This is a genomic window from candidate division KSB1 bacterium, from assembly GCA_034521575.1.
Taxonomy (GTDB): domain Bacteria; phylum Zhuqueibacterota; class Zhuqueibacteria; order Residuimicrobiales; family Krinioviventaceae; genus JAXHMJ01.
In genome coordinates, this window is the sequence record JAXHMJ010000002.1 from 23,622 (window position 1) to 38,983 (window position 15,362).

The following is a 15,362-nucleotide window of genomic DNA, read 5'->3' on the forward strand; positions in this document are numbered from 1 at the left end:
TATGCGTTTATATAAATATTTGCTGATCCTGTTCCTGCCAGGCGCCCTGGTCAGACTGGCGTATCCGGCGGTGACCATTGAAAACCTGAAAGGAGATGTGCGGGTTCGCCGCGGCATGTCGGAAACCTGGGAATCGGCTCGACAAGGTGAGGAACTGGACCTGATGGATACGATACTGACCGGCGAAGGCCGTGTGGTACTCGAACGCAGTGACGGTTTGTCATTTACTCTGGGTTCAAATTCGATATTGGATATCAGTGAATTGCGCTCTATCAGCCGGCGGGAGATGTTTCTCTATGTGATGTCTCAAAAAGTACAGAACATCAAGACCGGAGATTCGACGAAACTGCAGAATCCGAACGTATCTGCGGTCCATGGAGAAGAAAAATCCGTGCATCTGGGTCAGACCGTGGACCTGGAAAAATGGCGTCTGGAACTCAACGCCGCCCGCGCCATGCTCGATCAGGCTTTGTATCCCAATTCCGTGATTAAATGCCACAAAATATTGAACCGGTATTCGGACATTCAGGACTGCGGTACCGTGTCGTATACCCTGGCGCGCTCATTCGACCAATTGGATGAACCGGGGCAGGCGATCGATCACTATCAAAAAGCCATTGCCCAAAGTCAGTCGTGTCAGCGGAGTAAAGAATGGGAAGATAAAGCGCGTCAGGCCATTGACCGGTTGTCGCGGTAACTTTGAATTTGAGGAGAATGAACATGACTCGATATAGATTTTATAATATTATTTTTATACTTTTAGCTTTTCTTTTGCTGCAGTGTGATCATATCATTGAGAACAGCAGAATTCAAAATAATGATTATCGCGCTGAATCGCCGTTTCGATTCACCGTGTCGGCAGACGGAACGGACAGATTGCTCCTGAATTCGATGAACGGTCGTGTAGAGGTGATCGGACAGACGGATATGAAAAAGGCGGTTATTGAGGGTAAAAAAATTGTGAAATCAAACAGTCAGACCGATGCCGAATCCTTTCTGAACGAACTGTCTGTCCATGTTGAAAAACAGGGACAAGATGTGCTGGTTGCGTCTCGGCAGCCGACAGAGACTCGTGGACGCGATGTCAGTTTTGAATATACCATCCGTGTTCCCCGGGCATGGCGGGTCGGGGTGGACCTGCTGAACGGTGAGTGCAGTCTGGATTCACTGGCAAATTTTGTCAATGTTAAAGTGACCAACGGCAATGTTCTGCTTGATCAGTTGATCTGCAGTGCAGATTTGCGGGTGACGAACGGACAAATCAGCGGCGTGGTCATTCTGCCGCCGGATGGAGACCTGGATGCCGAGACCACAAACGGGCTGATCAATCTACTTTTGCCCCGCACGATGTCCGCCCGGTTTTACGCCAGGGTCAACAATGGCCTGATTCAGCTCAGCAATCTGGATTTAACGGACTGCGTCGGCAGCGATCGCGAGGTCCGCGGTGTCCTGGGAGAGGGCAGCGGTAATGTTTGGTTAAAGACCACCAACGGCAATATCATGGTGAGTGGATATTAGAGTTTGGAAAGTGATACGGTTTATGATATCGGTGTGATAAAAGCGCAAGAGCGTATACTGCAATATGGAACACCCGGGTGTTCGGGTGTTTGTCTGGCGCGATCATTCGTCGCACAATTGAAAAATAGTCGACGAGAGCCAGTTTGGCGCCCGGCACCCGCGATGCTGCCGTGCAGGATGCAGATTGGGAGTTAGGTTTCCGCCAGAATCCGTTATTTGTCGTACACCTGTTTTTGTTGTGCGACAAATGAAAGGGGCAGGGCCTGGCCTGGTGCCTTTTATTTTATTGTGCCGCGACCACTCATCGCACGTCCGGGAGCCGTACGATGCGGGCGAATTTTGGCGCCCGGCATCCGCGATGCTGCCGCATAGCCCGCTATGCTCTTTGTCGTACAGCTTGCCTGCTGTGCGACAAATGGGAGGGGCAGGAACGAGCCTTTTTTCAGGAGTGTGCCGCTCTCACTCGCGTCGCACAATTTGGAATTGTACGACGAGGTTGCCTCCATCGTTCCGCCAGCCCCTAACGAAATGCAGCCCGGACACGCCGGGTCTGGTTCGTGTCACCGGTCACCCCCGAACCGCAAACCCCGACACCCCAACACAATTGCTCTCTTTTCCCTGCGTCCGACTTTTCCTTGCCTTTCCCCGCAATTTGTTTAAATTATAAGCAAGGGGATATCCAGACCCCGCTGACAACCAAACACACAACAATCACAGGTGTTTCATGACAGATAACAAACACGCCTTCAAGCTCCGGACGCTCTTTACACTCATCACCGCGGCCGTGCTGACCGGCACGACTGCGGCCCGGTCCCTCGACGGCACCGTCCTGAACGAATTGAGCCGAGATCCCGTCCCGGCCGCTACGGTGATTTACCAGGACGGCGAAACCAGCCAGACCACACCGGTGAACGCGGACGGCTCTTTCCGGTTTGATCTCACCCATGTTCAGGACATTGAAAACCCGGCGATCCCCTTCAATGTGTCTCGCGTGTACCCGAATCCCTCAGCCGGAGCGTTTCGATTTGAATTCAACCGCTCAGAGCCGGTGCAGGTGACGGTCTATGATATTCTCGGCAGAACCGTGATCAGCGATCAGACGCGATCCCGGTCTTTTTCCCTGAATCTGTCCAACCAGCCCAGCGGCGTCTATTTTGTCCGCTTTCAACAGCATCACCGCTCGATTGTCAAACGCATTTCCAAAAGCGGCCATGCGCTCAACGGCCGTGTCATGGCGCCGTCTCTGCTTCCCGGCCGTGCCGGCAAACGCCTGGCAAAAGCCTGCCGGAGCGGCCCCCGGATCATCACAACCGCTGATCCTTATTTTCCCGATACAACCGATGTGAATCCCGGCGATCATGTTAAGATTCTTTTGCAGCCGCACCCTGATGTTTTTTATGGTGTGTTGTCTTTTGATGCAGATTCTACAAAAATTAATCTTGATGCTTTTTTACAAGGAACAAGGGATGCTGATGTTTCTTTTGAGGTGTACAGGGATGAGGATAAGATAGTTTCAAAGTCAGTGCAGACTATACTTCCTGATACTTTAGAGTTTGATGCAGATGTAACTGATGCTGATGATAGGGTCGCAAGTGGCAGATATTCTGCTGGTGTGAGAGTAGAACAAAACGGCAAAAAGTTCTTTTTTGTGTCTCCTGATACTTTGGATTATGATAACAGAAAGGATGTTGGAGCTGAGTCTTGCTTATCCTGATGGTACTGGTTGCAGATTCTGCTGGAAGGTATGAGCTTAATTTTTCTTCTGGTGTTGATGATACTTTGTTTGTTGATGCTGATGGATTTTGGCAGAGGAATAAGATTGTTGATGCTTCAAGTGATATGAATCTGGATAATTATTCTATTGATGATGTTTTGCCTATTGATTTTTTTAATTATGTTGCTTTGCGTCGTGATGATATGTATGGTCTTAAAAAGCCTTCTTCTGAGTTTGGTGGAGAGCTTGGGTTTTATATCAAAGGAGATTTTCCTGAGGAGAGGTATAGAAATATTATAACGTCTGCTATTGAGGATACGTTTAATACTTTGTATAAGGGTCATTATAAGGCATTTATTACTGATGATAGTACGAATGCTTGGGCGAGTGTGGAGTTTAAAGATAGGGCAGCATATGCTGGTGCTGTAAGTTTTGTGCATGACCCAAATGATTATACTATTTTGAAAGGCGCTAAGATAGAATTTTTGAAAGGTATGCATCCTATTTTTGTTGAGATTACAACAAATAAAGAAATACCTAATATTTTTGATATTGGGGATATCATTCCACAAAGTATTGATATAAATAAGATTCCTAAGATGTGGAAGTATAGTGATTATTATCAAGGATCTGATTATCCGACAGATAAACCTTTAGATGGAAGAATTCAAGATATAGATGAAAATCTATATAGGATTAGTTTGTTTTTACCAAAGGATTATAGGATAAATACTATTCATAAAACAATTCGTGATTATCAATGATTTGATAGTGATTTTTGAGAATTATTTTGTTTTTTTTCAGTATCTTCTGATTGCTTTGTTAAGCCTTAGTGTTTCCATAAAATTAATATGAAATGCCAGAATTTGATAACAAGATATTTTATATTATTTTAAAAAAAGTGAAAAATAATTAATAGGTTGTGATATCAACCCAAGATTTTAATCCTCCACTTACAGGGCAACATGCTTGATTTTGACTATTTAATCCTGTTGATTGACCAGGGTTTGCCCAGTACTTTGTGCCTGTTGTACAGCAATAACCTTCTGTGCAGGAAAGTCCTGTGCAACAAGAGGTGGAAGGACAGCCAGAGTCGCCGGATTGGATGCATGCTACGGTGCAGGTGCCACTGTCACATATTCCATTACAACTCCCGCAGCTTCCTCCGCAACCGTCATCTCCACATTCTTTGTTTGTGCAGTCAGGGGTGCAGGTTGCTTGAGGTTCGCAGGTGCTAGTGGCAGAGTCCCAAGTGTAGCCGGATGCGCAGTCGACACAAAACCCTTTGTTTTTTTCTTGCATTTATGTGAAATATCCTTAAATTGATGTATGTTTTAAAATCAAAATGGAGGGTGAAATGCCTGCTTTGACTGTAGAAAAACCATTGCGTGAAAAATTGGGCGAAGACGCATCGGAAAGTTTGCTTCGTCTTGTGAATCAAAGTGTTGAACAGCGGAAACACGAGATGTTGGAGTTTTTGGAAGAAAAATTTGAGCGTCGTTTGAGTGAAGAACATGGCCAAATCAATGCGGCCATAAAAGAAACAGAACAACGTCTTGATAACCGAATCACAGTGGAAATATCCAAGGTCAACGAACGTATCACCACAGAAAGTTCCAAAGTCAATGAGCGCATGACAGAAGAGATTGGCAAAGTTAATGAACGCATGACGGAAGAGATTGGCAAAGTCAATGTCAATATCGCTCATGTAGAACGTAATATGATCCGCTGGATGTTTATTTTCTGGATCGGTCAAATCGGGGCGATGTTGGGGTTGTTGTTTGCGTTTTTCAAATAAATCTTTCTGAAAAGTACCGGTAACGTTATTAAAAATAAGGTAATAAGGTAATGCCTTCGTTGTCTTGCGGCACCTAAGCTTGCAAAGATAAAAATAAGGTAAAATACCCTGACAGGGGATAAAAAATGCAAAGCTACAAACTGTCGTGTCCCGGATTAACATTTGCCGCTGTGTGCTGAAATCGTATTATTGAAAAGTTTATTTCAAGTGTTTTAGCTTGCCGTAATATCGCAAAACCTGTAAAATCAGCAACGAACGATACGAACAAGACGAACAAATAAATAAACCCAAGATAGTTAATTTATCAGTTCCTTATAAAAATGAAAAATGCAGCTCAAATCATTCACCAATACATGCTGAATGTTAAAGATCGGCATTCCAAAAGCGCCAACAATTCTGATAGTGGATTTTTATAATTTCAGTTCGTGTCGTTCGTTTTGTTCGCTGCTTTATTATGCCGCTGTTATTCGTCGCACAATTTTGGAATTTTACGACGAGGACAAGTATGGCGCCCAGCATCCACGATGCTGCCGTGCAGAGGCGGGCAGAGTTTTTCTTGTACAGCACCCCTGCTGTGCGACAAACGGGAGGGACAGAGGTGTCCGTGATGAATTAATATCGGAACCTCGGAGAGGTTCAATTATTGTAGTGTTTTGACATACCGACCTTTGACTTTACCTGTTCAATATACGACACATGACTATTGACAATCGATTTAAAAAAGTGTACATTACAACAATAACATACAGGAGGAGCCTATGGCGGATGTGATTGATTATCGGATTATGGGCGATGATATGCAGCTGGTCGAGATCGCTCTGGATTCCGGAGAGGGAGTACGCGCCGAAGCCGGGGCCATGATGTATATGGAGTCCAATATTCGCATGCAGACCGGCGCCGGAGGCGGGGTATTCAAAGGCTTTAAGCGACTGATTACGGGAGAAAGTTTTTTTATTACCACGTTTTTACAGGACGGTAATGGTCAGGGCAAGGTGGCGTTTGGCGCGCCGTATCCCGGCAAGATCATTCCGGTGGATCTGGGCAAGATCGGCGGCAATTTTCTCTGCCAAAAGGACGCATTTTTGTGCGCCGCCCAGGGCGTGGACATTGAAGTGGCGTTTACGAAACGATTGGGCGCGGGCCTGTTCGGCGGCGAAGGTTTTATTCTGCAGCGGCTGACCGGCGACGGTCTGGCGTTTGTTCATGCCGGCGGATCCGTGATTCAGAAAAAACTGCAAGCCGGTGAATCCTTATGGGTGGATACCGGCTGTCTGGTGGCGTTTGAGCCCAGTGTGGATTATGATATCAAGTTTATCGGCGGTTTTACCAACGCGTTGTTCGGCGGCGAAGGCGTGTTTCTGGTTAACTTGACCGGACCGGGAACGGTGTTTCTGCAGAGTCTGCCGTTTTCGCGTCTGGCGGACCGCATCCGCACGGCGATCGGACGCAGCATCGGTGAAAAAAGAGGAGCAGCCGGGGTCGGCGGCGATATTCTGGGCGGCTTGCTCGGCGGCGACAAAAAGTTTTAATCGGTAAAGAGAGAGGGGTTGGTATGGCTAAAAAACGCAGTATCCTGATTGTTGACGATGAAGAGTATGTACTGGCAATGCTTCGTCAGCTGTTGTCATCGCGCAATGACCTGACTATTCTGTCCACCACGGACAGTGAGGAAGCGCTGGATATTTTTAAAGAGAAAACACCTCATATTGTGTTTCTCGATTACAAGATGCCGAAAATGAACGGCATCGAACTCATGGAACGCATGCTGGAGCATCGCCCGGATGTAGAGGTCATAATTTTTACGGGCGCCGGATCGGTCAACAGCGCGGTGGAGGCCATGAAAAAAGGCGCCTATGATTATGTCACCAAACCGGTGGACATGGCCAAAATATCCGTGCTTATCGACCGGGTTCTGGAATCTATGGAGATTCTGGAGGAGAAGAAATACCTGGAAGAACAGCTGGACAAGTTGTTCGGGTTCAAGAATTTCATCGGCAACAGTGAGCAGATCAAACAGGTGTACGATCAAATCCATTATGTGGCGCCGTCAGATTCCTCGGTCCTGATTACCGGAGAAAGCGGCACCGGCAAGGAACTGGTGGCCAATGCCCTGCACTATCGGAGCAACCGGCGCGGCAAACCGCTGGTCAAGGTCAACTGCGCGGCGCTGTCCGATAATGTGATAGAGAGCGAGCTGTTCGGGCATGAAAAAGGTTCGTTTACGTCGGCGATTTCACGCCGGATCGGCCGTTTTGAACTGGCGGATACCGGGACGCTGTTTCTGGACGAGATCGGAGATATTCCGTTATCGACTCAGATCAAGTTATTGCGCTGCTGGAGCAAAAAGAATTCGAACGGCTGGGCGGCAATGAGACTATTAAAGTGGATGTGCGGGTGTTGGCGGCCACCAACCGCAATCTGGAAGAGTTGGTGAAACGCGGAGAGTTTCGCGAAGATCTTTATTACCGATTGAACGTCATTAATATGCACATGACGCCGCTGCGTGAGCGCAAAGGTGATATTTCATTGCTGGCGAATCACTTTTTGGGTAAATACTCGACGCAAATGAACAAACGCATCAGTCGAATTTCCAAATCGACGCTAAAGATGCTGGAATCTTATACCTGGCCGGGTAATGTGCGTGAACTCGAGAATGCCATTGAGCGCGCGGTGGTCTACTGCAAGGCCGCCATTATTACGGAAGCGGATCTGCCGGGCAATATCCAGGACGAAGAAGGTGAAACCACCATTTCTCTTCGTCTGGCTTCCTGATAAACTCATGGAGGCGGAGAAAAAACTGATCGAGCTCGTCCTGAAACGCGCCAACAACAATATGAAATACGCGGCCGAGATGCTGGATGTCAGTCGCGGCACATTGTACAGCAAATGTGAAAAGCTCAAAATTAATCGATAACCGCAAACGATGCGGCTTGTAACAGGCCGGAGGCAGAATGAAATTATATGAATATCAGGCCAAGCAGCTTTTACATGCGCGCCGGATCGCTGTTCCGCCGGGCAGAGTGACGGATAGCGCAGAACGGGCTGGAGAGATATTTGTTGAGCTCGGCGGCAAGCCGGTGGCCGTCAAAGCGCAGGTGCATGCCGGCGGCCGCGGCAAGGGCGGCGGTATTAAAATTGCCAAAACGGAAAAAGAATGTCAAAGCATCGCGGAATCCATGCTCGGGTCCAATTTGGTGACCCCGCAGACCGGCAAAGCCGGCCTGCGGGTCCGCGAGGCCTGGATTGAACCGGCGGCCGCCATTCGTTCCGAATATTATGCGGGCATTGCCCTGGACCGGGATGCCCGAAAACTGGTGTTTATGGTCTGCAGCGAAGGTGGCGTCGAGATTGAACAGGTCGCCTATCGGTCCCCGGAAAAAATATTCAAAGAGCATATCGACACCGCCCTGGGACTGCAGGTTTTTCAGGCGCGCCGACTGGCGTTCAAACTGGGATTAAAAGACAACGTGCATCAACAGGCGGTTCAGCTTTTTTTAAATTTATACAAGACATTTGTTTCTCTGGATTGCTCGCTTTTGGAAATTAATCCGCTGGTGGTGACACAGGACGAACGCCTGCTGGCGCTGGACGTCAAGATGAACATTGATGACAATGCGTTGTACCGGCAGACGCAGTTAACTGAAGCATATGATCCCGCGCTTGATCTGGCGCCTTTGGAACGCAAAGCTTATGAATTTAACCTGAACTATGTCAAACTGGACGGCCATGTGGGCTGCATGGTCAACGGCGCCGGACTGGCTATGGCCACTATGGAATCTGATCAAACTGGCGGGCGCTTCGCCTGCCAATTTTCTCGATGTCGGCGGCGGCGCTTCGGTGAAAACCATCGAAAACGGATTCCGCATCCTGTTATCCGATTCCAATGTTAAAGTGGTGTTTGTCAATATCTTTGGCGGCATTGTCCGCTGTGACCGGGTGGCGGAGGGTATCATCCAGGCAGCCGGCAAGATCGGTGTGTATCTGCCGTTTGTGATCCGCTTGTCCGGAACCAATGCGCAGGAAGCCGCCAAAATTATCAAACAGTCGCCGGTCCCCTTTTCAATGGCTCCCTCGATGGAAAAAGCATCTGAACTTGTTATGGATATTCTGGCAGGAGAACAATCGTGAGTATTTTAATCGATCATCAGACCCGTGTTGTGGTTCAGGGTATCACCGGGCAGGAGGGTTCATTTCATACCCCGCAAATGATCCAGTACGGCACATCCGTTGTGGCGGGTGTGACGCCCGGTAAGGGACAGACCACCTTTAAAGATGAAGTGCCGATATGTGATACGGTCGAAGAATCCGTCCAAACTTACCGGGCCAACGCCTCCGTCATTTTTGTGCCCGCGCCGTTTGCAGCGGATGCGGTGATGGAAGCGGCGCACGCCGGCATCCAGCTGATCGTCTGTATTACCGAAGGCATTCCGGTGCTGGATATGCTCAAGGTGACCGATTATACAAAAAAGCACGGTGTCCGCCTGATCGGACCGAATTGTCCCGGCATTATCACTCCGGATGAATGCAAAATCGGAATTATGCCCGGATTTATTCATAAAAAGGGCAATGTAGGCGTGATATCACGCTCCGGAACGTTGACCTATGAAGCCGTTTACCAGATGACACAGATCGGAATTGGACAGAGCACAGTCGTGGGCATCGGAGGCGATCCGGTGATCGGCACCACGTTTATCGATCTGCTGCGTTTGTTTGAAGCGGATGAAGATACGAACGCGGTGGTGTTGATCGGTGAAATCGGCGGCGCTGCGGAAGAAAAAGCGGCTGCGTACATTGCCGATCATATGAGCAAACCGGTGATCAGTTTTATTGCCGGACGCACCGCCCCGCCCGGACGCAGAATGGGGCACGCCGGAGCCATTATCAGCGGCGGCAAAGGCACCGCATCGGACAAGATGGCTTCACTGGCGCGCGCCGGCGTACATTTGGTGGAAAATCCCTCAGAGATCGGAACCATGGTGGAACATGTCCTTTCAAAACAATAGGCCGTATCAGCGCATCACGCGGGATCAGGCCCTAAAATCGGCACGGCATCGGCATTTGCATGATCCGCAAGAATTCCCCGAACACGCCCGTTATTATTATTGTGTACTGAAATTCGAAAAGAGTCAGTTTCAACGCTGGCAGCAAAAAATCATGGAAAGAGGGCTGCGGGGCGAAATTGCCATGGCGGTTACCGATCCCGACGAACAGATTTTGCTGCACACCAAATCGTTTTATCCCAAAGGGACGTTTCGTATCCCGACGGGCGGCATTCATCCGGGTGAACCCGCGGACCGGGCCCTGCCGCGAGAACTGTATGAAGAAACCGGATTCAAAATGCTGCGGTATTCTGCGCCGGCGGTTGTGCTTTACGAGTTTCGTCATGAACAGGATTGTTTATCTTTTCTGTCATTTCTTTATCATGTGATCCCGGACCGCACCGAACCGGTCATCCACGATACAAGTGAAGAAATCACAGAGTTTATCTACAAGCCCCTGTCTTTTCTGGACTCTGTGATCCAGACTCTGCATTCCCTGCCCACTGCGGGGTGGCGGGACTGGGGACGCATGCGCTCTGTGTGCCATTTTATTCTGCTTGAACTGGCCTCGGACGGTCTGCTGCAGTTTCCTGATTAAACCATACACCTGAAATTGACAAGTGATCAAAAACAACGATGATACATATAAAAGATATCAGCCATTCTATTGGTGAGCGAACGCTGTTCCGCTCGCTGTCCTGGACCTTGCCCGCCGGAAAACGATTTGCACTCATCGGACCGAACGGCTGCGGCAAGACCACGCTGCTGCGTGTACTTTGTGGAGAATTGACTCCAGAGGCGGGGACGATAACAAAATCGAACGAGTACAAGATCGGATATCTGCCGCAGGATAATATGGTTTCGGGGGATAAAACACTGATCGAGTTTGTGCGCGTCGGTCGGCCGGATCTGGTTGATCTGGAAGAGCAGATTCATGACAAACGGCTGACAGTCGAGTCTGATCCGGAAAACAGTAAAGCCGTGGAGCAACTGGGTGGCCTGGAACATCAGTATGAAAATCTGGGCGGCTATACCCTGGACAGCCGCGCCAAGAGCATCCTGGCCGGACTGGGATTTGAAACCGATTCTCACGGGTATCCGCTGAGCCAGTTCAGCGGCGGATGGCGCATGCGCGCTTATCTGGCGAGACTGCTGCTCTATGAACCCGATCTGCTGCTGCTGGATGAGCCCACCAATCATCTTGATCTGCCCTCTCTGGAATGGCTGGAAGCGTTCCTGGCGTCGTTCAAAGGCACGATCGTGCTGGTGTCGCATGACCGGTTTTTCATCGACAAGCTGGCCACGGATATCTGTGAACTGGTAAAGGGAAAACTGCGGCATTATTCGGGCAATTATCACGATTATGAAAAGCAAAAAGAACAGCAAATTGAACAACTGATTGCCGCACAGGAGCAGCAGAAAAAACAGATACAGAAACAGGAACAGTTTATTGAACGCTTTCGCTATAAAGCCACAAAGGCATCGCAGGTACAGAGCCGCATCAAGCAGCTGGAAAAACTAAAGGAACTGGAAGATGTATCGGACATTCAGCAAAGCCAGTCGATTTCGTTTCGGATTCAGGTGCATCAGCAGAGCTACAAGCATGTGCTGCACATGCAGAATGTGCACTTTAAATATGACGCCGACTGGGTTCTGAAGCATGTGAATCTGGATTTGTACCGCGGCGACAAGGTGGCGCTGGTGGGGGCGAATGGCGCCGGCAAAACCACGCTGACGCGTTGTATCGTCAATGAGCTGCAACCGCAAACAGGAGACTGCCGGCTGGGAAAGCGGGTGCAACCCGGATATTTTGCACAACACCACACGGAAGCGCTGGATCTTGATTCGACTATTATCGATCAGGTGAATGCAAGTGTCGCGGATGAACATATTCCGCGCGTGCGTGATGTCTTGGGATTGTTCGGATTTTCCGGGGATGATGTGGACAAACCGGTCAAGGTTCTATCCGGCGGGGAAAAGGCACGGGTTTCTCTGGCAAAGATTCTGCTCTCGCCGGTTAATTTTCTGATCATGGATGAGCCCACCAACCATCTGGATATGAAATCCAAGGAAGCGCTGGAACATGCCCTGTCTGAATACGAAGGAACGCTTTTACTGATTTCGCACGACCGGTATTTTCTGGACAAGATCGTTACGCGTGTTTTAGAGATGCAGGGCGGAGTGCTCAGGAGTTATGAGGGCAATTACAGTGATTATATGGACCGCCGGCAGCAGGAACAGGAGATAAAAACCGCAGCGCCCAATCGCGCCAGGGAGGAGCGGCGCCGGCGCGCACAGTTGCTGCAGTCCATCAGCAAGGACCGGGGGCGTCTGCAGAACGCCATACAGGACTGTGAACAGGAGATTGAGCAGCTTGAAGCGCGCAAAGCCGAAATTGAACAGCAATTTTCCGATACCGGACTGTTTCAGGACGGGGGCCGGGTTGCGGAACTGCAGAAAGAATATGACGCGGTCCGCGAGCAAATCGAAGAACGTATGCTGACCTGGGAATCCAGTCAGGAAGAACTGGAGCAGCTACTCGATCAAATCCGCTGATTTTTTCATCAAACCGCGAAACAATTCAAAGGTTATATCGTTAAATATTTCTCTATTCAGAATCGAGAAAAAAATCTTTATAAAAAATTAATATTGATTTAAAATCAAATAAAACATATAAATAAAACTTGTGGTTCGCAAAGTTGTGTTGAATCGATAAAAAAGTTTTGGTGATTTATTAAATAAATTATTACATTATGTTCTTTAGTAAACTCGAATGATCTCAATTTAAGAACACTGTCGGATAAAGAGAGGAATCAATGGACACAGACGTATTATTGCGACGCTATCCCGAGAAAGATGCGTCCGCACTGATCCCGCTGCTTCAGGATATACAGGAAAGTTACGGTTATCTGTCGGAACCTGATCTGGCCAAAGTGGCCGGTTACTGTGACGTTCCCCTGTCGCGCATATACGGTGTGGCGACTTTTTATAATCAGTTCAGACTGCAGCCTCTGGGCAAGTATGTGATCCGTGTTTGCCGCGGAACCGCTTGTCATGTTAAAGGTTCGGGTGATTTACTGACCACACTTGAGAATGAACTCGGCATCAAAGCCGGTGAAACCACCAAGGATTTGAAATTTTCCATCGAAACCGTAGCTTGTATCGGCGCCTGTAGTATTGCGCCGGTGATTGCGATTAATGATGAATTTTACGGAAAACTGGATAATAAGAAAGTCAAGAAAATACTCAATGATCTAAAGTCTGAGGAGTAAAACGTGCCATTGCAGAATTCATATCAGGAGATTTTCACCAATTGCTGGCATAGTACGGAAAATCCCTGTCAATTTTTTATAGATTGTGTCAACAACGGACAAAAATGTCATCAGTCCGACGCCAGCGACAAACGACTCGATGCCTTTAAAAACGAGATTTTGTTAAACCATCATCAACATCCTGTTGTGTTGATCGGCATGGGAACCTGCGGACTTGCCAACGGCGCCGCCAAAGTTTATGATGCCTTTAAGCAGCAGATCGATGCCCTCAATCAAAAAATCGATTTGGTGCAGACCGGATGTGTCGGATATTGTGCCAGGGAAGTGATTGTCGATGTAAAACTTCCGGGTTCGCACCGGCTAACCTATTGTGAGGTGCAGCCTAAAGATGTTCCGACTATTGTTGAAGAAACACTGCTCAACCACCGGCCTGTGACCGACAAGCTGCTGGCGTTTCACAATGTCGGCGGCGAGCAAAAGGGCTGGGATCATGTTCTTGAAATGAAAGAAACCCCGTTTTTCAAAAAACAGCAGAAAAACGTACTGGAAAACTGCGGCATAATCGATCCGGAAGAAATCGATCAATATTTGGCGCGCGGCGGTTATCAGGGATTATCCAAAGCGCTGTGGCAGCTGGACGCGCCCGGCGTCATCCAGCAAGTCCTGGACGGCGGTTTGCGCGGCCGCGGCGGCGGCGGTTTTCCCACCGGTAAAAAATGGCAACTCGCCTACAATTCACCCGGTGAGCAGAAATATGTGGTTTGTAATGCAGACGAAGGCGATCCCGGCGCGTTCATGGACCGAGCGGTGCTGGAAGGCGATCCGCACAAGGTGGTTGAGGGCATGATCCTGGCTGCCTATGCGATCGGCGCCAGTGTGGGATATATTTACTGTCGTGCTGAGTATCCGCTGGCCATTCGCCGGCTGGAAAAAACCATCCAGGATGCCAAAGCCTATGGACTGCTTGGAAAGAATATACTGGGCAGCGGGTTCAACTTTGAACTCAAGATCAAAAAAGGCGCGGGCGCCTTTGTGTGCGGCGAAGAAACAGCGCTGCTGCATTCAATTGAAGGCAAGCGGGGTATGCCCCGGCCGCGTCCCCCTTATCCGTCTGATGAAGGCCTGTTCGGCTGTCCTACCATCATCAATAACGTGGAAACCTATGCCAATGTACCGGTGCTGATCCGAAACGGCAGCAAATGGTACTCGGATATCGGCACCGAAGGCTCCAAGGGGACCAAAGTGTTTGCCCTCTCCGGCACGGTCAAAAATGTCGGACTGGTTGAAGTGCCTATGGGTGTGACCCTGCGTGAAATTATTTTCGATATCGGCGGCGGCATTCAGGATGACAAGCCGTTCAAAGCCGTACAGATCGGCGGTCCGTCCGGCGGCGCATTGCCGGATTCGGTGATCGATACTCCGGTCGATTACGAGTCACTGAAAAGCATCGGCGCCATGATGGGCTCCGGTGGTCTGGTGGTCATGGACGAGTCCACCTGTATGGTGGATCTGGCCAAATATTTTATGACATTCATCCAGTCCGAGAGCTGCGGCAAGTGTATACCCTGCCGGGAAGGCACCAAACGGCTTTTGGAAATCCTGGAACGTCTGACCGAGAGTCACCGCAGCGAAAAAACGGTGGAAGAATCGCTGTTGCGCTTTCAGGGAATGGTTTACCTGGAACGTCTGGCAGATGTGATCAAAAATACCTCGTTATGCGGATTGGGTCAAACCGCAGCCAACCCGGTATTGAGTACCCTTAAATATTTCCGGGAAGAGTACGAGTCTCACTTGTACGACCGAAAATGTCCGGCCGGCAGCTGCCGTCAATTGCTGACCTATAGAATTGATACCGACAAATGTACCGGCTGTACGTTGTGCGCGCGCAAATGTCCGGAAAACGCAATACTCGGAGAGCGCAAAAAAGCTCATTATATCATTGATGAGAAATGTATCCGTTGCGACCAATGCCGCGCCAATTGCAAGTTTGATGCTATAGTCGTGGAATAAAACAGAGGAAT

14 protein-coding genes and 1 pseudogene are annotated in these 15,362 nt (G+C 49.0%); all 15 read left to right on the forward strand.

Features of this window, described 5'->3' with window-relative positions:
* The first annotated feature begins 1 nt into the window (after position 1).
* The 15 genes and pseudogenes from U5R06_02650 to U5R06_02720 all read left to right on the forward strand — a co-directional run bounded on the left by U5R06_02650 (position 2) and on the right by U5R06_02720 (position 15,351).
* A complete protein-coding gene (locus tag U5R06_02650) occupies positions 2–697 on the forward strand; it encodes a hypothetical protein (GenBank protein MDZ7721738.1) in 696 nt (231 codons plus the stop codon).
* 23 nt (positions 698–720) lie between these two features.
* Entirely contained in the window at positions 721–1,518 is a 798-nt protein-coding gene (locus U5R06_02655; protein MDZ7721739.1) for a hypothetical protein, read from the forward strand.
* 724 nt (positions 1,519–2,242) lie between these two features.
* Entirely contained in the window at positions 2,243–3,232 is a 990-nt protein-coding gene (locus U5R06_02660; GenBank protein MDZ7721740.1) for a T9SS type A sorting domain-containing protein, read from the forward strand.
* The gene (locus tag U5R06_02665; protein ID MDZ7721741.1) at positions 3,220–3,996 is read left to right on the forward strand and encodes a hypothetical protein; all 777 of its coding nucleotides are present in this window, start codon (positions 3,220–3,222) and stop codon (positions 3,994–3,996) included. Before U5R06_02660 ends, U5R06_02665 begins: the two co-directional genes overlap by 13 nt.
* A 593-nt stretch (positions 3,997–4,589) precedes the next feature.
* On the forward strand, positions 4,590–5,030 hold the full coding sequence (locus U5R06_02670) for a hypothetical protein (GenBank protein ID MDZ7721742.1): 441 nt from the start codon (positions 4,590–4,592) through the stop codon (positions 5,028–5,030).
* Between the two features lie 758 nt (positions 5,031–5,788).
* The gene (locus U5R06_02675; protein MDZ7721743.1) at positions 5,789–6,559 is read left to right on the forward strand and encodes a TIGR00266 family protein; all 771 of its coding nucleotides are present in this window, start codon (positions 5,789–5,791) and stop codon (positions 6,557–6,559) included.
* 23 nt (positions 6,560–6,582) lie between these two features.
* Positions 6,583–7,802 (forward strand): annotated as a pseudogene (locus U5R06_02680) (sigma-54 dependent transcriptional regulator).
* Between the two features lie 7 nt (positions 7,803–7,809).
* Positions 7,810–7,944 carry a helix-turn-helix domain-containing protein gene (locus U5R06_02685; protein MDZ7721744.1) on the forward strand — a complete coding sequence of 45 codons (135 nt, stop codon included), beginning with the start codon at positions 7,810–7,812 and terminating at the stop codon, positions 7,942–7,944.
* 37 nt (positions 7,945–7,981) lie between these two features.
* Entirely contained in the window at positions 7,982–8,920 is a 939-nt protein-coding gene (locus U5R06_02690; protein MDZ7721745.1) for an ATP-grasp domain-containing protein, read from the forward strand.
* A complete protein-coding gene (locus U5R06_02695) occupies positions 8,868–9,158 on the forward strand; it encodes a hypothetical protein (protein MDZ7721746.1) in 291 nt (96 codons plus the stop codon). Before U5R06_02690 ends, U5R06_02695 begins: the two co-directional genes overlap by 53 nt.
* The gene (sucD, locus tag U5R06_02700; protein MDZ7721747.1) at positions 9,155–10,033 is read left to right on the forward strand and encodes a succinate--CoA ligase subunit alpha; all 879 of its coding nucleotides are present in this window, start codon (positions 9,155–9,157) and stop codon (positions 10,031–10,033) included. Before U5R06_02695 ends, sucD begins: the two co-directional genes overlap by 4 nt.
* Entirely contained in the window at positions 10,014–10,667 is a 654-nt protein-coding gene (locus U5R06_02705; GenBank protein MDZ7721748.1) for an NUDIX hydrolase, read from the forward strand. The genes sucD and U5R06_02705 overlap by 20 nt, the downstream gene beginning before the upstream one ends.
* Before the next feature lie 38 nt (positions 10,668–10,705).
* Positions 10,706–12,625: an ABC-F family ATP-binding cassette domain-containing protein gene (locus U5R06_02710; protein ID MDZ7721749.1), complete on the forward strand. Its 1,920-nt coding sequence runs from the start codon at positions 10,706–10,708 to the stop codon at positions 12,623–12,625.
* Positions 12,626–12,885: 260 nt separating this feature from the next.
* Entirely contained in the window at positions 12,886–13,341 is a 456-nt protein-coding gene (gene nuoE, locus U5R06_02715) for an NADH-quinone oxidoreductase subunit NuoE (protein ID MDZ7721750.1), read from the forward strand.
* Positions 13,342–13,350: 9 nt separating this feature from the next.
* Positions 13,351–15,351: an NADH-quinone oxidoreductase subunit NuoF gene (locus U5R06_02720; protein MDZ7721751.1), complete on the forward strand. Its 2,001-nt coding sequence runs from the start codon at positions 13,351–13,353 to the stop codon at positions 15,349–15,351.
* Positions 15,352–15,362 lie beyond the last annotated feature (11 nt).